Consider the following 18,751-nt stretch of genomic DNA (forward strand, 5'->3'; position numbering starts at 1 on the left):
ATCATTCACATGCGAAGCATTATGAACAGTGTAGATTTACTACGGCTTGGCATCACCAGCGCCATCATGCATGCCGGGCGCAAATGGCGGCAGATTTCCCAGGAAGTGGTACTTGACCACGGGCTGACCGCGCCGGGCGCTTCGGCGCTGATTTTCATTGGCCGGCTGGGGGAAGGCATCAACCAGGTGGCACTTGCCGAGGAAATTGGCATCGAGGGGCCATCGTTGGTGCGGGTCATCGACCAACTGGCTAGTGCTGGCCTGGTCCGCCGCGAAAAAGACAAGGTGGACCGCCGCTCCAATACCCTGTGGTTCACCGACGAAGGCCGCGCCTTGACCGACAAGATCGAAGCCGAGCTGGTCCATTTGCGCGCGCTGGTGTTCCGCGATGTGTCGCCGGCCGATCTGGAAGCCACTTTGCGGGTGTTTGCGGCGGTAGAGTCCGCCTATCAGCGGCCGGGGCTGGTGGCCGAACTGGCAGCCATGGCTGGCCAGGCACGCGCATGACGCTGCCGGGCTGGCGTGACTGGCTGTTTTCGGCCAAGGCCTTTGTCGCTGCCATGCTGGCGCTGTATCTGGCCATGGCGCTGGAATTGCCACGACCTTACTGGGCGATGGCCACGGTGTATGTGGTGTCGCATCCGCTGACCGGGGCCACCCGTTCCAAGGCGGTATACCGCATTGGCGGCACCTTGCTGGGGGCGACGGCGGCGGTCATTTTCATGCCGCTGTTTGTCAATGCGCCCACCCTGCTCAGCCTGGTGGTGGCGCTGTGGACCGGCACGCTGCTGAGCATCTCGCTGCTGGACCGTACCCCGCGCAGCTATCTGTTCATGCTGTCTGCCTATACGCTGCCGATGATTGCCTTGCCGGCGCTGAATAATCCGGAAGGCATTTTCGATCTGGCACTGGCGCGCAGCGAGGAAATCCTGGTTGGCATCCTGTGTGCCAGCGTGGTGTCGGCGCTGGTGTGGCCGGGGAAAGTCGCCCCCATTTTCTCGGCCCGCATTGCCAGTTGGCTGGGCGATGCGCGCGACTGGGCTTGCGAGCTGCTGCAACAGAGCGATGCCGCCGGCCAGCCCTTGCATGCCAGCCGCCACAAGCTGGCGGCGGATATCCTGGCACTGGATCAGTTCATCTCCCACCTGTCTTACGACACCACCAGTTTCGCCGTGGTGAAAAATGCCCGCGAGCTGCGCGGCCGCATGAGCATGTTGCTGCCCATTCTGTCGTCGCTGACCGAAACCAAGCAGGCGCTGCTCCGGCAGCAGGATGGCATGCCTGTCGGGCTGAGCGAGCTGATGCACGAAGTGGCGCACTGGATGGCCAGTCCCGATCTGGGCCATCTGCGGCGCGATGTGCCCTTGCTGCAGCGGCGGCTGGCCGCGCTGAAACAGCAGATTGCCAGCGGCGACAGCTGGCAGGCGCTGCTGATTGCCCACGGGCTGGCGCGTTTGCAATCGCTGATCAATCTGTGGCTGGACTGCCGGCTATTGCAGCAACTGATTGCCGAAGAGCACCCCACCTTCCAATGGAAACCGGCTTATCGTCACTGGCCGGTGGGCGGCACGGCCCGGCATTACGATTACGGCATGATGGCGTTTTCAGCCTTGCAGGCTTCGACCGCCATTTTCCTGGCCTGCCAGCTATGGATACAGCTGGGCTGGACCGATGGTTCCGGTGCCGTGATCATGGTGGCGATTGCTTCCTGCTTCTTTGCTGCGCTGGACGAGCCGGCACCGATGATGCGTACCTTCCTGATCTGGGCGCTGGTCAGCATCGCGCTGACGACCGTGCTGCTGTTCATGGTGATTCCGGCGGCCTATACCTTTGAAATGCTGGTGGCCATGCTGGCTGTCCCGTTCTTGCTGGTGGGCACGCTGTTTACCCGGCCGCAGTTCACCATGATTGCCATGATGCTGACGGTGAACACCGCCACCTTCCTCAGCCTGCAAGGCGCTTACGATACCGACTTCACTGCCTTCTTCAACGGCAATGTGGCTACCGTGGTGGGCGTGTCGTTTGCGCTGCTGTTCAGCCTGCTGGTGCGGCCATTTGGCATCGAGCTGGCCATCCGCCGGCTGCGTCGTGCCAGCTGGCATGATCTGGCCGAAACCTCGGCCGGTCGCCGGCTGGATGACTATGCCCAGCTCACCGCCCGCATGCTGGACCGGCTGGGCCTGCTGATTCCACGGCTGGCCGCCAGTGGCCATGACCAGCTGCCGCAGGTGTTCAACGAGTTGCGTGCCGGTTTTAGCGTGCTGCATCTGCAGCGTGATGAAAATGCCCAGACCGGCCCCGCCGGCGTGGCGGTGCAGCAGGTGCTGGACGAGGTGGAGCGGCATTACCGCCAGGCGCTGGCGCAGCGGCATTACCGCCAGGCAGATGCACACCTGTTGCAGCGCATCGACGCGGCACTCAATCAGGTTCTGGCCGAATCGCGCCGCAGCGATCATCACGTCCAGACCGTACTGAATGCGCTGGTCGAATTGCGCATCACCCTGTTTCCGGTTGCCGGCAGCTATGCCCTGGCAGCCTGCCCACCCTTGCCTGCAGGAGGCATGACGTCGTGATTGGTGAAGTTGAAATCTACGGGGTGTATTTCCCCAGCCTGCTGATCCTGATGGTGCTGGCCTTTGGCGTCACCGCCGGCCTGCGCATCCTCCTGGGTCAGCTGGGCTTCTACAAACTGGTATGGCACCGTTCTCTGATGAACTTTGCCTTGTATGTGATTGTGCTCGGCGGTTTCGTCGTGCTGACTCGCGGATGGTAATGATGAAAAAGCTGATAGGCAAAGCAGGGCCGGTAGTGCTGACCCTGATCGTGGTGGTGGCGGCCGTGCTGGTGGGGCGTTATCTGTGGGATTACTACACCAATGCGCCGTGGACGCGGGATGGCCATATCCGCGCCGACGTGGTGCAGATCGCCCCGGATGTGTCCGGGCTGATTACCGAGGTGAAAGTCACTGACAACCAGCTGGTGAAACGCGGCCAGGTGTTGTTCGTCATCGACCGCGCCCGCTACGCGCTGGCACTCAAGCAGGCCGAAGCGGCATTGGCACAGCAGAGCGCCGGTTTGTCGCAGGCAAAACGCGAAGCGGCACGCAACCGTGGCCTGAGTGATCTGGTGGCCAGGGAAAACATCGAGCAGAGCGAAGCCCGTGTGCAACAGGACGAGGCCAGTGTCGCTGCCGCTACAACCGCGGTGGAAGTGGCCCGGCTCAATCTGCAGCGCACCGTGGTGAGCAGCCCGGTGGATGGTTATCTCAACGACCGCACCCCGCGCGTGGGCGATTACGTCAGCACCGGCAAGCCGGTGTTGTCGATGGTGGATGCCCATTCCTTCCATGTGGATGGCTATTTCGAAGAAACCAAGATGAACCGGGTGCAGGTCAACCAGCCGGTGGAAATCCAGATCATGGGCGAGGCGCACAAGCTGCGCGGCCATGTGCAGAGCATTGCCGCCGGCATCGAAGACCGTGACCGCAGCAATGGTGCCACCCTGCTGCCCAATGTGAATCCTACTTTCAACTGGGTGCGGCTGGCCCAGCGCATTCCGGTGCGCATTACCCTGGATGAAGTCCCGGCCGACTTCCGCATGATTGCCGGGCGCACCGCCACCGTGGCCGTGGTGGCCGTCAAGGGAGGCCAGCCGTGAGCCGTCTTTATCCTGCCGGGCTGCTATTGGCGCTGACCACGCTTGCCGGCTGCACCACCGTTGGCCCGGATTACCAGCTGCCGGCCAATTCCGCCATGCAACGTCAGGCAGCACAAGGCCGTTTTGCCAATGCCGATGGCCGGCTGACCTCCAGCCAGCCGCTTGCCCCGCGCTGGTGGCAGCTCTACCACGATCCGGTGCTGAACCAGCTGGTGGAGCAGGCACAACAGGCCAATACCGATTTGCGTGCCGCCACCGCCAATCTGCAAAAGGCCTTGGCGGTAGCCAGCCAGGTCAATGCCGAGGCTGGCCCGCATGCGGCGCTGTCGGCATCGGCCGAACGCGCACGCATCTCCGGCCAGAGCATGTTGCTGGATGTGCCGCTGCCGGTGAGCAATCTGGGTGACGAGGGCATACGCGTGGCCTATCAGCTTGACCTGTTTGGCAAGCTCAGACGCGGCGACGAGGCCGCCGAAGCCAATAGCGAAGCCAGCGTGGCTGCCCGGGATCTCGCCCGCATCACCGTGACCGCCGAAACCGTGCGCAGCTATCTGCAGATCTGCTCGGCCAATCATGGCTATCAGGTATTGCAGCAGCAGTCCGCCCTGCAGCAGAAACAGCTGGAACTGACACGCCGCCTGGCCGGTGCCGGCCGGCTCACTGCTACGGATGTGCTGCGCGCCCAGGCCCAGGCCGACAGCGTCGCCGCTGGCCTGCCGGCCTATCAGGCCCAGCGCGATGCCGCCCGTTACCGCCTGGCCATGCTGCTGGGACAGACCCCGGCCGAGACCCTGCCAGCAGCGGCACTGTCCTGCGCGCAGGAGCCACAACTGGCACAAGCCATTCCGGTGGGCGATGGCCGGGCCTTGCTGGCACGCCGGCCGGATGTGCAGCAGGCCGAGCGCAAGCTGGCACAGTCCAGCGCCATGATAGGCGTGGCCACCGCCGAGCTTTACCCCAGCATCACGCTGGGGGCATCGGCTGGCTTTACCGGCTTGCTGGAAGATGTGGGTCAGCGTTCCACCCAGCGTTTCGGCTATGGCCCGCTGATCAGCTGGACCATTCCCGACAGCGGTGCCCGGGCGCGGGTGACGGCAGCCAAGGCCGATAATGCCGCCGCACTGGCCCACTTTGACGGCGTGGTGCTCAATGCCCTGCGCGAGGTGGAAACCAGCCTCAGTCTGTACGGCAAGGATTTGCAGCGGCTGACCTTGTTGCGCACGGCGCGCGACAGTGCCAAACAGGCCGCCGCGCAGAACCGCCGGCTGTATCAGGCGGGGCGTTCACCCTATTTGTCCAGCCTGGATGCCGACCGCACCCTGGTTGGCAACGAAAGCGCCGTGGCCAGCGCGGAAAGTCAGCTGGCGCAGGATCAGGTCAATCTGTTCCTGGCCTTGGGTGGCGGCTGGGAAGAGGGTAAAACGCAAACCGGCCACTAGGGCCGGCAAACCAAACCCCCGCTCCTGTGTTGCACGGACTTGTCGTACACCTGCTGCTGTCGGCGTCGGCACACCTGGGGGCGGGTCTTCTACGAGGTTTTGTCAGCGCTGATAAGGTTCTGCCACCCCCCGCTCAGTGCAGGCGAATCCGAAATGGTGGCAATTCATGCCAGGCGGGTGTGATTTCTGTTGTGCCTGTCTGGTCGCGCGTATAGCATCTGCCATCGCCGTCTTCAGTCCGGAATTTCCGCCATGTCCGCACCTGCCAGCGTTCCCGTGTTGTTGCCGGTTTTCCTGGTAACCGATATTTTGTGCGCCTGCATCCTGGTGCAGCTGCTGGCCTTGCGCAAAGCCGGGGTGGCGGGTACTCGCAGCTGGATCGCCGCCAATATCGCCATGGTGGCCTATCTGCCGGCGCTGGGCCTGCGCACCGTGCTGCCGCTGGTGTTCAGCGTGGTGCTCAGCAATGGACTGGGGCTGCTTGCCGCCAGCCTGTTCTATATCGGTTGCGCCCGTTTTCTGGGTCGGCCCGCCTACAGCCGTTTCTGGTTGGCACTGATACTCTGCGCCCTTGCTGGCCTGTTGTGGTTCACCCTGGTGGTGGATGTGATCCGGCTGCGCGTCATCATTGCCTCGGGCGGTATCGCCGTGGTGTTTGTTGCCACCGCTTATCTGCTGTGCCGCCACCGTCCGGCCGGCCAGGGAGCGGCCGTCTACTGGCTGGGTGCCGCCTGCAGCATTGCCACCGCCTTGCTGCATACCGCGCGAGCCATCTATTACGGCGCTGGTTTGGGTAATTTGTCCGACCTGTTTGCCAGTACGCCGGCCAATGTGATGTCGATGAGTCTGACCGCCGCGTTGGTGCCCGGCCTGTCCATGCTGGCGGCGGCCATGGTGCAGCAGCAGTTGTTGAGTGATGCCACCTGGCGCGCCGAGCGCGATGGCATGACGGGCACACTGACGCGGCAAAGCTTCGAGACCCGTATTCTGGCCGATCTGCAACGGGCCAACCTCACCGGCGATGCCTTCTGTTTTGTGCTGGCCGATCTGGATTTTTTCAAGCAGATCAACGACAGCCATGGCCACCAGACCGGTGACCGCGTGCTGGTGGCTTTTACCGAGCTGATTCGCCGGCACGTGCGTGCCGCAGACTACATTGGCCGCATGGGGGGTGAAGAATTCGGCATCGCTCTGCCGGCCACGCCGCCAGCCGAAGCCATGCGTGTGGCCGAACGCCTGCGCCAGGCGGTGGCGGCGCAGCACATTGCCACCGACAGCGGCAGCCTGAGCTACCGCGTCAGCATGGGCCTGGCTGTGCGTGAGCCAGGCGAGACCTTTGCTGATCTGTACCGCCACGCCGACCAGGCCTTGTACGCAGCCAAGCAGGCCGGGCGCAACCGGGTGCAGGCCTATGCTCAGGATGCCGCCTGAGCGGCACTGAGCGGACCCCAGTTGTTTTCAAATACCAGCTCGGCCAGATTCTGCCGGCTGGCCCAGTTTTCCTGTTCCAGCATGGGTTTGTCGTAGAAGGCCTCGACATGGCCGATGCACAGGATGGCTACCGCCTTGGCCTCGGCCGGCAGGCCCAGCAGCGTACCCAGCCGCTGCGGGTCGAACAGCGATACCCAGCCCAGGCCGATACCTTCGGCGCGGGCGGCCAGCCACATGTTCTGGATGGCGCAGGCAATCGAGCAGATATCCATTTCCGGCAGGGTGCGGCGACCGAATACATGGCGCTCGCGTCCGTCCATCAGTGCCGCCACCAGTACCTCGCCACAGTCCAGAATGCCCTCAACCTTCAGCTTCATGAATTCGTCTTCGCGCTGGCCCAGTGCCTTGGCGGTGGCCACCCGCTCGATTTCCACTTCGGCATGCAGTTGGCGGCGCAGGGCGGTATCGCTGATGCGGATGAAGCGCCATGGCTGCATGAAGCCGACGCTGGGGGCCAGATGCGCGGCTTGCAGCAGGCGTTGCAGCAGGGCCGGATCGACCGGGTCCGGCTTGAAGTGGCGCATGTCGCGCCGCTCGCGGATGGCGCGGTAGACGGCGTCGATGTCGGCTTGGGGATAGGCATTCATGGTAGGAACAGTCTGGCGCAGGCTTCGGGGTTGGACGGGAAATACAGGTGCAGATAACTGGCCAGCAGGCTGCCGTGGCGGTATACCGGCTCGCCTTGTCCGCTACCGGTGGCGCGGCTGGCATGGGTGAGCGGGGTGATGGGTGTGTCCAGGCTGGAGTAGTGGAAGGTGTGGCCGCGCAGCACTTCACCATCCAGCTCCAGCTGTTGCAGGCCCAGCGCACTCAGGCGGCTACCCAGCCGGGCATGGCCGGGCAGCAGGCCCAGCATCTGTCCGCTTTGTCCCTGCTTGTCGGTCAGGCTGTCCAGCAAATACAGCATGCCGCCGCACTCGGCATAGAGCGGTTTGCCAGCAGCCACATGGGCGTGCAGGCCGGCACGGCTGCGCTGTGCGCCGGCCAGCGTGGCCAGATGCAGTTCCGGGTAACCACCGGGCAGCCATACGGCGTCGCAGTCCGGCAGCGTGTCGTCGGCCAGTGGCGAGAAGTAATGTAGTTCGGCCCCCAATGCCTGTAGCGTCTGCACATTGGCCGGATAGATAAAGCTGAAGGCGGTATCGCGGGCGATGGCGATGCGCACGCCATCCAGCAAGCGTGGCAGGGCAGCTGGCTGGGCGGGCTGAAAGGAGACCGGCGGCGGCAGCTGCGCCAGCGCGGTATTGGCCAGCTGGGCGGCAGCGCGCTGCAGTCGTGCTTCCAGATCGGCCACCTCCTGCGCCTGCACCAGGCCCAGATGCCGCTCCGGCAGGCCCATGTCCTGCTGGCGCATCACCGCGCCCAGGTAATTCAGGCTGGTGGGCAGGGCGGCGGTCAGCATTTCCGCATGGCGGCTTGATGCCACCTGATTGGCCAGCACGCCATAAAACGGCAGGCCGGGGCGGAATGTCGCCAGGCCATGCGCCACGGCGGCAAAGGTTTGTGCCATGCCGGAGGCGTCGATGATGGCGGCCACCGGCACGTCAAATAACTGGGCCAGATCGGCACTGCTGGGGGTGCCATCGAACAGACCCATGCTGCCTTCGATCAGGATCAGGTCTGCCTCGGCCGCCGCCGCATACAGGCGCTGGCGGCAGTCGTCTTCGCCATTCATCCACAAATCCAGTGCGTAGACGGTGTGGCCGCTGGCCTGTTCCAGCACATAGGGGTCGAGAAAATCCGGCCCGGTCTTGAACACGCGCACGCGCCGGCCCTGCTGGCGGTGGTAGCGGGCCAGCCCGGCGCTGAGGGTGGTTTTGCCCTGATGCGAGGCAGGGGCGCTGATGAACAGTGCCGGACAGTGGCGGATGGCCATGTCAGAACTCCACGCCTTGCTGGGCCTTGATGCCTTGCTCGCGGTAGGGGTGCTTGACCAGTTTCATCTCGGTCACCAGATCGGCGGCGTCGATCAGCGCCTGCGGCGCATGGCGGCCGGTAATCACCACATGCAGATTGGCCGGGCGGCTGGCCAGCGCGGCCAGTACCTCGTCCAGCGGCAGGTAGTCGTACTTCAGCACGATGTTCAGCTCGTCCAGGATCAGCATGTCGTAATCGCCGCTATTGAGCATCTCCAGCGCGGCCTCCCAACCCTGGCGCGCGGTGGCGATGTCGGCCTCGCGGTTCTGGGTGTTCCAGGTATAGCCTTCGCCCATGGTGAGGAAGCGGCAGTTGTCGAAGCGGCTGAACAGGTCGCGCTCGGCGGTGTGCAGCGCGCCCTTGATGAACTGCACCACGCCCAGCTGCATGCCGTGGCCGACAATGCGCAGGCCCATGCCAAAGGCGGCGCTGCTCTTGCCCTTGCCGGTGCCAGTGTGGACGATGAGCAAGCCTTTTTCCTTGGTGGCGGCAGCCTTTTTCTTTTCAAAGCCGGCCTTGCGCTTTTCCACCATGCGCTGGTGGGCGGCGGCGTCGGTTTTCATGGCGGTTTCCTTCTGATTGCTGGTCTGATACAGCGGTCGGGTGATTGCTTATGGGTACATCCAGAGCGGCTGACAAGAGCGCAGCATCCCAGTGGCAAGGCGCGCCGACGCAGACAGTACAAGCAGTACGGCAAGGCGGCGCAACGCAGCTACAGGGTTTTTGTCAGCCGCTGTCACTGCCAGTGGGTGCCGGTGAGTGTGCGTAGCAGCTCCACAATGCGCGGCCGGCTGGGGTGATAGCCGATGAATACCAGCTGCGCCTGCCGTGGCGCGGCGGTGTCCGGTTCCTGTTGCAGAACTACGCGCTGGCGTACCGCCTGCAGCGCCAGCCGGCCCTGGCCATCGGCACTGGCGGCATGGCCCTTGATGCGCAGCAGCGCTTCTTCGCGGGCAATGTTTTCCACCGCTGCCAGCAGGCGGGCCGGGTCTTGGGCGTCCTTGCTGCGAATCAGGAAGGACTGCCAGCCCGGGTCCTGTTCGTGAAAATGCTTGTGAGTGGCCAGGCCGTGGCTGTGGGCGGCCAGCCCGCCGTGGCTGTGGCCGTCCAGCAGGGTCTGGTTGGCCAGCGGGCGCAGATTCAGCGGCAGGCTGGACACCGGGCCGTAATGGCGGTGGCCGCTGCCGCTGACTTCGTGCAGGTGCAGGCCCAGCGTCAGCCGGGTGTCCAGTTTGGCCTGATAGGCCAGCTCGATGAAGCGGATGGACGGCGCCAGCTGGCGCACCGTGCTTTCCGCTTGCAGCATGGCGGCATCGTCCAACTGGTCGATCTTGTTGAGTACCACGATGTCGGCGTTTTCCAGCTGTTGGCGGAACAGGCTGGCCACCGCGTCATCCTGCTGGTCCTGGCCGGCATCAAAATCGCCCGCCAGCAGCAGCGGGGTGTCCACCACCGCCAGCGTGGCGTCCAGCACAAAGCGTTCTGCCAGCTCCGGGCCTTGCAGCTGCTCCATCACCGCGCTGGGCAGGGCCAGCCCCGAGGTTTCGATCAGCACATGGTCGATTTGCTGACGACGCTGCCACAAGGCCAGCATGGTGGGCAGGAAGTGTTCGTCGTCGTCGTAAGCCACCAGGCCGTTGGCCAGATCGTGAATCTCCACCCCGGCCTTGTCGTCCGTGCGCAGGATGGTGCCGTCGATGGACACCTCGCCAAACTCGTTCACCAGAATGGCCAGTCGGCGCTGCTTGCTGTCACGGATCAGATTGGCCAGCAGGGTAGTTTTGCCCGCGCCCAGAAAACCGGTGAGCACGGTGACCGGAATGCGCGGGCTGCTCATGCCAGTTGCTCCAGCGCGGCTTGCAGGCTGGCAAAGTCGGCAAAGCTGACCGGGTAGTCCAGTTGCGGACGGTCCACCACGATGAAGGGAATGTCCAGTGCGGCCGCAGCAGCGGCCTTGGCGCTGTAGCCACCGGCGTCACCCGATTGCTTGCTGATGACGCAGTCAATCTGCCAGTCGCGCCACAGGGTTTCATTGGCGGCCTGCGAAAACGGGCCTTGCATGGCGCACAGCCGCGCGCGCGGAATGCCCAGGTCGATGGCGCGTTGCAGGTGTTGCGGGTCCGGTGCCAGCCGCACAAACCATTGCTTGTCGGCCGCGCCCTCGGCCTGCACGAAGCTGGCCAGCTCCTTGCTGCCGGTGGCCAGGAAAATGCGCTGGCCGTGCTGCATCGCCAGTGCGGCGGCGTCCGCCATGCTGGCGCAGTGGATGGCCGGGTGCTGGTCCGGAGCGCTCGGGCGCTCGTAGCGCAGATAGGGCAGGGCCAGTTCCTGCGCCAGCGCCATCAGCTGTTGTGACATCTCGGTGGCGTAAGGATGAGTGGCATCGACGATGCAGCGTGCCTGGCTTTGTTGCAGCAGCTCACGGCGGCGCTCCACACCCAGCCGCCCGCTGATGCTGGTGAGGCCGGGGCTGCTGGCTTCCACCAGTTCCGCACCGTAGTCGCTGGCCGTGCTGACAATCACCGGCTGGCCGTTTGCCGCCAGCTGGCGGGCCAGCGCATTGCCGTCGCTGGTGCCGGCAAATACCCAGGCCGCTGCGCTGGGCAGCGTGTCGGCCTTGACGGTGTCGGCCGTGTTCTGCCAGTTGAAATAGCCGCGCGGGGTAAACATCCAGTTGCGTTTGCGCCGGGTGAAGCGATTGCCGATCACCAGCGAGGTCAGCATGTTGAACTGGCGGGTGCGCAGCTCGGCCAGGGTGACGATTTCCACCGTCTGGCCTTCGCGGTAGGCATTGTGCACGATGCCGCACAGCGTTTCCGGCCGCTTGTGTTCCAGCATGATGTCCAGAATGCGGTACACGCCTTCCTGACGCTGCTTGCTTTGCACGTTGTAAAACACCACGGCCAGATCGGCCTGGGCAATATGGCGGGCGCGGCTTTCGATCCACTCCCACGGGCACAACAGGTCGGACAGGCTGAGTGTGGCAAAGTCGTGCGACAGCGGCGCGCCCAGCAGCGAGGCGCAGGCATTGGCCGAGGTGATGCCGGGAATCAGCTGCACATCGAAGGTATCATCCTCGCGCATGTCTTCGTAGGCCAGCGTGGCCATGGCGTAGATGCCGATGTCGCCGCTGGAAATCAGCGCAACGGTTTTGCCGGCACGGGCTTCGGCCAGCGCCAGCTGGGCGCGGTCGCGCTCCTGGGTCAGCGGCAGGGTACGGATGTCCTTGCCGGCAATCCACGGCTGGATCCATGTAAGGTAGAGGTCGTAGGCGACGATGACATCGCTGGCGGCCAGCGCCTGCTCCACCATTGGCGGGATCAGTTCGCGGCTGCCGGGGCCGACGGAGACAAGATAGAGTTTGCCGGTCATTGCTTCATGCTTTCTGCTGCGAGCAGGCGGGGCCTGCCATGTGTTTGTCTGGGCAATGCGTGGTGCGCATTGCGGATGTAAATCCTGCATTTGTTACGTAGCGGTGCTGGACTGTGGTCCTACGTCGCCGGGTTTTACTGCGCGGTTTTCCTTCCAGTTACTCACGCAAAAAACAAATCAACTTCGCGGGTTTCGCCCCGCCGTCGAGGTACTTTGCTTTTGCTTCGCCAAAAGAAAGTACCCAAAGAAAAGGCGACCCGCAGCGCGTCGAATTCCCGCCCCAGTCATCCTGCCCAAGGCGCGGCTGAACTCGCACCGTGCTACCGTCACGGTGCTCAAACATGCAGCCGCTTAAAACCTTGGGCAGCATGTCTGCGTCGGCTCGCGCTGACGGGACTGGGGCTGCGTCGAATTTGTTGTTTCAACGAACCAACGATTGCGACGATACCTGGCACATCCTAATTTTTACTGCTGTCTTGGCCTCGTCTGGAGACTGGGTCACCAACGATGCTGTTTGTTTTTCATAAATCAACCACCGTACCAACGCCCCCATGGGCCCCATCAAGCATGCCGGCGGGTGGCCGGGGCGAGGTCTTAAGCGCCTGCCCTGTCTGAGCGATTTGACGTTAGCAAATCGCGAGTTCAGGCGCGCCTCGTACCGGTCGGGCCCTGTCGGGCAGCCGCAGGCCATGCTTGTGGGGTGGCCTGGGAGGTGAAGGAGGGATTGGCCAGGCAATCCCTCCTTCCCGTCCGCCGCGCGGAAGCGGCAGGTAAATCATCATCCGCGTAGCGGATTTCTAACCAGCACCTTCCAACGAAAAACCAACAGCAAAATCAACTTCGCGGGTCTCGCCCCGCCGTCGAGGTACTTTCTTTTGCTTCGCCACTTCGCCAACAGCAAGGACCCAAAGAAAAGGCGACCCGCAGCGCGTCGAATTCCCGCCCCAGCCGCACCGCCCAGGGCGCGGCCGGAACTTGCGGCGCGCTATCGTCGTGCCGCTGCGGACAGCCGACCGCTTAAGACCCTGGGCGGCACGTCTGCGTCGGCTCGCGCTGACGGTACCGGGGCCGCGTCGGGTTTGTTTTAGCGGCATATTTATTCGGATGCAGACACAAACCCATCCTCCACCACCGCCACCGTCACCCCCTCACGTGCCATCTTCGGCACTAACAGCCGCCCGCGCGGGCTGGCGATCAGTGCGCACGGCTCGCATACGCCGTCCACGCCCACGTTTTGTTGCACCCAGGCGGAGGGCTGGCCGGTCCAGCCGCGGGCAGCCACGTCGGCACGGGCAATCACCCGCAAGGGCAGCGCGTGGCGGGCGCAGAATTCCAGCAGGCCGGCTTCATCGGCCTTCAAGTCGATGGTGGCCACCTCGCGTACCTCGGTCAGGCTGCGTCCGGCCAGCGCTTGCAGCACGGCCAGTTCGATGGCCTCGGCGCTTTTGCCACGGCGGCAGCCTATGCCCAGCGTCAGCGGCTTGAGTGCTTCCGTCGCCGTGGTGATGGCCGGAGTGGCAGCGGTCAGGCGGGCAATCTGGTAGGCCAGCGCATTGGCACCGCCTTCGTGGCCGGACAGCAGCGGAATGGCAAAGCGCGCGGCTTCGTCCAGCACGACGACTGCGGGGTCGGTGAGTTTGCTTTGTGGCAGGCCATCCAGATAGCGCACGGCAATGCCGCTGGCCATCAGCAACACCCATTGGCGGTGCTGATGGAAGGCGGCGGCAAACTGCTGGCGCGCATTGTCATCTGGCCGCTGCCAGGGCTGGTAGACGGTGGCGTCCAGTGCGGCGGCCAGTTGCCGCGCCAGCGGCAGCGCCGATTCGCGCACCGTCCAGATGGCGGTGTGGCTCACGACGCTTGCTGCTCCGGGTCCTGTTCCGGTTCTGCAGCCAGCTCCGGCTTGCGCTTGCTGGGGCGCGGGGTTTTGCGGTCGCTGCCATCGCGGAAGATATGGGTGAAGCCGGCGGCGTACAGGCTGGATTCCACCCCGCCTTCGCGCGACAGCGCCGCGCCCACCAGCAGCAGGGTGGTGAGCAGCCAGTCTTTCTGTTTCACCTCTTCCAGCAGCTTGCCCAGCGTGCTGCGGTGGATGGACTGGTCCGGCCAGCTGGCGCGGCGCACCAGTGCCACCGGGGTGTCCGGCGGGTAGTGCAGCAATAGGTCGGCCACGGTGTATTTCAGCCGCTGGCCGGACAGGAAGATGCACATGGTGGCGCGGTGTTCGGCAAAGCGGGCGATGGATTCCAGCTCCGGCACCGCGCTGGCGCGGCCAGACACCCGGGTGAGGATGATGGATTGCGAGATGGCCGGGCGGGTCAGTTCGCTGCCCAGTGCGGCGGCGGCGGCGGTGAAAGACGACACGCCGGGGACGATTTCGTAGGCAATGCCCAGCGCTTCCAGCCGGCGCATCTGCTCGGCAGTGGCACCGTAGATGGCCGGGTCGCCGGAGTGCAGCCGCGCCACGTCGATATTGGCGGCCTGGGCGCGGCGGTAGCAGTCCTCCTGCTGGTCCAGCGACAGTTCGGCGGTGTCCAGAATCTCCGCCTCCGCGCTGCAGTGTTGCAGCATGTCGGTGGGCACCAGCGAACCGGCATATAGCACCATGCCGCAGCTGCCCAACAGGCGCGCGCCGCGCAGGGTGATCAGGTCGGCGGCACCGGGGCCGGCACCAATGAAATAGACTTTCATGAATGACGTTTCTCTCTCGCCTGGCGGCGGATCAGCATGGTGGCCAGATAACCGCTGGCCGAGGCGTCCAGCTGGCTGACATCCGGACAGAGGATTTCATCGGACAGGCCGATGCGGCGGGCAAAGGCGCAATGCTGGGCAATGCCCAGACTAGCCAGCAGCGCCAGCACATCCGGCAGGCGCTTGCCAATTTTCATCAGCACCACGATGTCGTGGCTGGCGATGTCCGCTGCCAGCTCCGCCATGTCGTCCGGGCAGGGCAGGATCAGCATGCGCTCCTTGCCTTCGCCCAGCGGCCAGGACAGTGCCGATGCGGTGGCGGCAAAGCTGGTGACGCCGGGAAAGGTGGTATGCACCAGGCTGGGCAGGCGTTCGCGCAGCGCTGCCAGCAGATAGCCGTAGGTGGAGTAGGTCATGCTGTCGCCGATGGTGAGGTAGGCGACGCTGTGGCCTTGCTCCAGTTCGGCGGCCACGCTGGCGGCCAGTGCGGCATAGTGGTCGGCCAGCAGGCTGCGGTCCGGGTCCATGATGAATTCCACGTCACGGAATTTGCTGCTGTCGATGGGCAGGCCGGCCAGACATTGCTGTGCCACCGATTGCTCGCTGCCACGCGCGCGCGGCAGGTAGATGATGTCGGCCTGCTGCAATGCCTGCAGCGCAGCCACCGGTATCAGCCCGGCCTGGCCCGGGCCTACGCCCACGCCAATGAAATGCCCCAGTTCACTCATGTGTGTCTCCGGCGGCCTCGCCCAGCGGCGTGCCGTCCATGCTGAACAGCCGTACTGCCACGCGGCGGGCGCTGGGCAGACGGCTGTGCATGCGGGTGGATACCCGCTGTTCTATCTCCATCCAGAAGGCCTTTGCCTGCGGATGGCCTTGCAATATCTGCACGATGTTTTCCACCGTATTGGCCTGGCGGATGGCCTGTGCCAGCGCCGCGCTCAGGCCCAGTTCCTGCGCCAGTTGCGCCACATCGCCCATGGCCATGGCGCTTTTGCCGGAATGGGTGTCCCATACCGTGGGGTCGAGCAGCTTGGCCAGCTTGCCGGGGTGGCCCAGCACCCACAGCGTGTCCAGCACCCGGCCCTGTTCCTGCAGGATGGCCTCGGCCTGCTCCAGCGAGCTGCCGACGAAGTTGGCAATCTGCACCACCTGTTTTTTGGGCAGGCCGAGTACGTCGGCGGCGTAGCCACGGCCTATCTTGCCGGGAGTGAAGGCGATGGCAGCAGGCAAGTCGCCCAGCGCCACGCGGATATACACCTCGATGGAGGCCATCCACGCCGCTAGCGACATCGGCTCGACAATGCCGCTGGTGCCCAGAATGGAAATGCCGCCGACGATGCCCAGCATGGGGTTGAAGGTGCGCTTGGCAATGCGCCCGCCCTCCACGCAGCCGATGGCCAGGTCAAAACCGGGGTCGGCACGGCCAGCCAGCACCTCGGCCACCGCCCACTGCATCATCTGCCGGGGTACCGGGTTGATGGCCGGTTCGCCCGGCGGAATGCGCAGGCCGGGCAGGGTGACCATGCCCACGCCTTCTGCGGCGATAAAGCGCAGCTGGCCGCTGCCATTGCGCCGCACCTCGGCAAAGATGGTGGCACCGTGGGTGTTGTCCGGGTCGTCGCCACCGTCTTTCAGCACTTCGGCGCGGGCGGTGTCCTGGTCTAGCAGATCCACCGCCTGGATGGGTACGGTGAGGTAGTAGTCCGGGTCGGGCAGGCTGATGTCCACTTCACTGGCGCGCACCCCGTCCAGCAGGCAGGCCAGCGCGGCCTTGACCGCGGCGGTGGCACAGCTGCCGGTGGTGCGACCCCGGCGCAGGCCATTGGGGGCCGGCACCGTCAAGTCGTAGGGAACGCGCCGTTCGTGGCTCATCAGTCTTGTGCTGCCTGTTGCTGTTGATGCACATGGCCGATGGCGTCAATCATCAGTGCATTGACAATGGTGGCCGCCCACGGCGAGCCGCCACGGGTGCCACTATTGGTGATGCGCGGCACTTGCAACAGGCCGCGCAGCGCGTCCTTGCATTCGCGGGTGCCGACAAAACCCACCGGCAGGCCCACCACCAGTTGCGGCCGCCAGCCGTGTTCGCGTACCAGCCGCACCAGTTCCATGATGGCAGTGGGTGCGTCGCCAATGGCGACGATCACCTCGTTGCCAAACTTTTCCCAGGCGCGGCGGATGCCGGCGGCGGAACGGGTGAGGCCGTGCGCCTCGGCCAACAGATAGGTTTCCTTGTCGTGTACGCCGCACCAGGTTTCCACTTCCAGCTGTTGCAGTACCGCACGCTTGAGGCCGGTTTCCACCATGGTGACGTCGGTGACGATACGGCGGCAGCGCAGCAGGGCGCGCATGCCGATATCCGCCGCGCCGGGCGAAAACACCAGCTCGTCCACGCTGCTGAAGTCGCCGGTGGTGTGCACCAGCCGGTGCAGCGCGGTGTGCTGCTCGGCCGGGAAGACCGACCAGTCACGCCCCTCGCGGATGATGCGCATGCTTTCCGCCTCGATGGGGTGCGGCACATAGGGCGGCCAGCTGGGCGCAGCCGGTGCTACCGCCGGCTGGGCCAACAGGCCGCGCACCTTGCCGTGGTGGCCTTGCTGCGGCGTACCCACTTGTTGCTCGAAGCCGATGATCTGCACCCGGTATTTGCATAGCGAGCAGTTCATGCTGGCCCGGCCTTCCACGCCTTCCTGTGCCCGCTCCAGAAACACCTCGGCCACATGTTCGTGCACGCCCAGATACGGCGCAGCCAGCACTTCGATATCCGGGCAGCGCGCGGCCAGATCGTCCACTGCGCCGTAAATGCGCTTGACCAGTACGCCATCAAACAGGAAATAGGGCAGCACCACGATGCGCTGGAAGCCCAGCAGGCTGGCTGCTTTCAGGCCATCGGCCACCAGCGGGCGGGCGGTGCCGGAATAGCAGACAAAGGACGCGCCAAAGCCCATGCCCTCTTCCAGCATGCGGGTGAGCTTGGCGATTTCCGAGTTGGCGTCCGGGTCGGTGGTGCCACGGCCCACCACCACCAGGCAGCTGTCGCCGCGCGCCACGGTATGCGGCGAGCGCGCTTCGGCCTCGATGATGCGCAGGCGGCACAGCTCCAGCAGGCGCGGGTGCAGGTCCATCGCCGCGCCAAAATGGAAGGCGGTGTCCGGGTGCTCCTGCTGCAAGGCCAGCAGCTCGCTGGGCATGTCGTTCTTGGCATGGGTGGCGGCCAGCAGCACGCCGGGGGTCATCACCACGGTGTTGGCACCATCGGCAATGGCCGCAGCCACCGCCTGATCGATGGTGGGCGTGGCGAATTCCAGAAAGCCGTGGTAGATGCTGCGCTGCGGTGCACGCTCACGCATGATGTCCACCAGCGCCATGAATTCGGCAATGCCGGCCGGATCGCGGCTGCCATGCCCGGCCAGCACGATGCTGTAATCCTGCGTGCTCATGCAGACTGCTCCGGCGTAGGCAGATGGCTGGGTTCGATCTGGCTGTCCATCGGCGCTTTGGTGCGGATCAGCATGATGCTCATGTCGGAGCAGCGGTGTTCCGCGCATTCGGCCAGCGTGCCGTGCCATTCGGCTTCGCCACGGGTGAGGTTTTCCCACACTTCCACCTGCTGGTCGGCCGGGATGCCGTTTTCCAGCAGATAAGCGGCGATATGCCAGGGCATGAAGGAGCGCGCTTCGTCCCAGGGGCAGGGAATCACGATGGCATTGCGCTGGTCTTGCAGCACATGCACCAGGTGGCGCTTGAACGGGCTGAGATCGCCACGGCGGTGGAAGGTGATGAAGGTGGTTTCGTCAAAGCACACCTTGGCGCGCGAGGCCAGCACCTGGGCCGAGGACAGGCCGGGCATGGTTTCCACCGGGTGGCCGCAGGCGCGCTCCACCCGTTCCAGATACTGGAAGCCGCTGAAGTGGATGTCGCCCATGAACACCACCACGCAGTTCTTGCCGGCGTGGTGCAGCTTGGCCACTTCGTCCAGCTGGGCCACCTGGTCGCGGTAGCCCATCTGGATGACCTGGGCGCTGTCCGGAATCAGCGGGCGCACCACGTCGATGACGGCGTTGAAGCCGGCGACGACGTCGGCATGGGCAATGAGGTCGGCCGAGCGGCGTGGCAGGTAGCCAATATCGCCGGGACCGGCACCGATGCAGATAATCATGTGGTTTCCTTTATGCGATCAG

General features: G+C 64.7%; 18 protein-coding genes. 6 read left to right on the forward strand and 12 right to left on the reverse strand.

The genetic code is table 11. The annotated features are described in order from the left end of the window. The first annotated feature begins 21 nt into the window (after positions 1-21). From FAZ30_RS14820 to FAZ30_RS14845, 6 genes are all read left to right on the forward strand, one after another. A complete protein-coding gene (locus FAZ30_RS14820) occupies positions 22-507 on the forward strand; it encodes a MarR family winged helix-turn-helix transcriptional regulator (protein ID WP_124641456.1) in 486 nt (161 codons plus the stop codon). Continuing rightward, entirely contained in the window at positions 504-2,573 is a 2,070-nt protein-coding gene (locus FAZ30_RS14825) for an FUSC family protein (RefSeq protein WP_124641455.1), read from the forward strand. Before FAZ30_RS14820 ends, FAZ30_RS14825 begins: the two co-directional genes overlap by 4 nt. Then, a complete protein-coding gene (locus tag FAZ30_RS14830; RefSeq protein ID WP_124641452.1) occupies positions 2,570-2,773 on the forward strand; it encodes a DUF1656 domain-containing protein in 204 nt (67 codons plus the stop codon). Before FAZ30_RS14825 ends, FAZ30_RS14830 begins: the two co-directional genes overlap by 4 nt. Beyond that, positions 2,773-3,657 (forward strand): efflux RND transporter periplasmic adaptor subunit, encoded by an 885-nt coding sequence (locus tag FAZ30_RS14835; RefSeq protein WP_246043365.1) that lies wholly within the window; start codon positions 2,773-2,775, stop codon positions 3,655-3,657. Before FAZ30_RS14830 ends, FAZ30_RS14835 begins: the two co-directional genes overlap by 1 nt. Next, positions 3,654-5,096: an efflux transporter outer membrane subunit gene (locus tag FAZ30_RS14840; protein ID WP_124641448.1), complete on the forward strand. Its 1,443-nt coding sequence runs from the start codon at positions 3,654-3,656 to the stop codon at positions 5,094-5,096. The genes FAZ30_RS14835 and FAZ30_RS14840 overlap by 4 nt, the downstream gene beginning before the upstream one ends. A gap of 252 nt (positions 5,097-5,348) precedes the next feature. Beyond that, the gene (locus FAZ30_RS14845; protein ID WP_137009699.1) at positions 5,349-6,527 is read left to right on the forward strand and encodes a GGDEF domain-containing protein; all 1,179 of its coding nucleotides are present in this window, start codon (positions 5,349-5,351) and stop codon (positions 6,525-6,527) included. Here FAZ30_RS14845 and bluB read toward each other — a convergent pair. From bluB to FAZ30_RS14905, 12 genes are all read right to left on the reverse strand, one after another. After that, positions 6,512-7,174, reverse strand: a complete 663-nt coding sequence (gene bluB, locus FAZ30_RS14850) for a 5,6-dimethylbenzimidazole synthase (protein ID WP_137009700.1) — start codon at positions 7,172-7,174, stop codon at positions 6,512-6,514. The genes FAZ30_RS14845 and bluB overlap by 16 nt on opposite strands. Then, the gene (locus FAZ30_RS14855) at positions 7,171-8,463 is read right to left on the reverse strand and encodes a cobyrinic acid a,c-diamide synthase CobB (RefSeq protein ID WP_137009701.1); all 1,293 of its coding nucleotides are present in this window, start codon (positions 8,461-8,463) and stop codon (positions 7,171-7,173) included. The genes bluB and FAZ30_RS14855 overlap by 4 nt, the downstream gene beginning before the upstream one ends. A 1-nt stretch (position 8,464) precedes the next feature. Further along, the gene (gene cobO / locus FAZ30_RS14860) at positions 8,465-9,067 is read right to left on the reverse strand and encodes a cob(I)yrinic acid a,c-diamide adenosyltransferase (RefSeq protein ID WP_137009702.1); all 603 of its coding nucleotides are present in this window, start codon (positions 9,065-9,067) and stop codon (positions 8,465-8,467) included. 173 nt (positions 9,068-9,240) lie between these two features. Continuing rightward, positions 9,241-10,341 carry a CobW family GTP-binding protein gene (locus FAZ30_RS14865; RefSeq protein ID WP_137009703.1) on the reverse strand — a complete coding sequence of 367 codons (1,101 nt, stop codon included), beginning with the start codon at positions 10,339-10,341 and terminating at the stop codon, positions 9,241-9,243. Further along, the gene (gene cobJ, locus FAZ30_RS14870; protein ID WP_137009704.1) at positions 10,338-11,876 is read right to left on the reverse strand and encodes a precorrin-3B C(17)-methyltransferase; all 1,539 of its coding nucleotides are present in this window, start codon (positions 11,874-11,876) and stop codon (positions 10,338-10,340) included. The genes FAZ30_RS14865 and cobJ overlap by 4 nt, the downstream gene beginning before the upstream one ends. Before the next feature lie 157 nt (positions 11,877-12,033). Beyond that, a complete protein-coding gene (locus tag FAZ30_RS14875; protein WP_137009705.1) occupies positions 12,034-12,246 on the reverse strand; it encodes a hypothetical protein in 213 nt (70 codons plus the stop codon). A gap of 726 nt (positions 12,247-12,972) precedes the next feature. Then, positions 12,973-13,731: a cobalamin biosynthesis protein gene (locus FAZ30_RS14880; protein ID WP_124641434.1), complete on the reverse strand. Its 759-nt coding sequence runs from the start codon at positions 13,729-13,731 to the stop codon at positions 12,973-12,975. Continuing rightward, the gene (gene cobM, locus FAZ30_RS14885; protein WP_137009706.1) at positions 13,728-14,567 is read right to left on the reverse strand and encodes a precorrin-4 C(11)-methyltransferase; all 840 of its coding nucleotides are present in this window, start codon (positions 14,565-14,567) and stop codon (positions 13,728-13,730) included. Before cobM ends, FAZ30_RS14880 begins: the two co-directional genes overlap by 4 nt. Then, entirely contained in the window at positions 14,564-15,295 is a 732-nt protein-coding gene (gene cobI, locus FAZ30_RS14890) for a precorrin-2 C(20)-methyltransferase (RefSeq protein ID WP_137009707.1), read from the reverse strand. Before cobI ends, cobM begins: the two co-directional genes overlap by 4 nt. Beyond that, positions 15,288-16,442 carry a cobalt-precorrin-5B (C(1))-methyltransferase CbiD gene (cbiD, locus tag FAZ30_RS14895; protein WP_137009708.1) on the reverse strand — a complete coding sequence of 385 codons (1,155 nt, stop codon included), beginning with the start codon at positions 16,440-16,442 and terminating at the stop codon, positions 15,288-15,290. The genes cobI and cbiD overlap by 8 nt, the downstream gene beginning before the upstream one ends. After that, complete coding sequence (locus tag FAZ30_RS14900; RefSeq protein WP_137009709.1) at positions 16,442-18,010, reverse strand: precorrin-8X methylmutase; 1,569 nt, start codon at positions 18,008-18,010, stop codon at positions 16,442-16,444. Before FAZ30_RS14900 ends, cbiD begins: the two co-directional genes overlap by 1 nt. After that, positions 18,007-18,729, reverse strand: a complete 723-nt coding sequence (locus tag FAZ30_RS14905) for a cobalt-precorrin-7 (C(5))-methyltransferase (protein ID WP_124641424.1) — start codon at positions 18,727-18,729, stop codon at positions 18,007-18,009. Before FAZ30_RS14905 ends, FAZ30_RS14900 begins: the two co-directional genes overlap by 4 nt. Positions 18,730-18,751 lie beyond the last annotated feature (22 nt).

The sequence above is a fragment of the Aquitalea aquatilis genome, from assembly GCF_005155025.1.
Classification (GTDB): Bacteria; Pseudomonadota; Gammaproteobacteria; order Burkholderiales; family Chromobacteriaceae; genus Aquitalea; species Aquitalea aquatilis.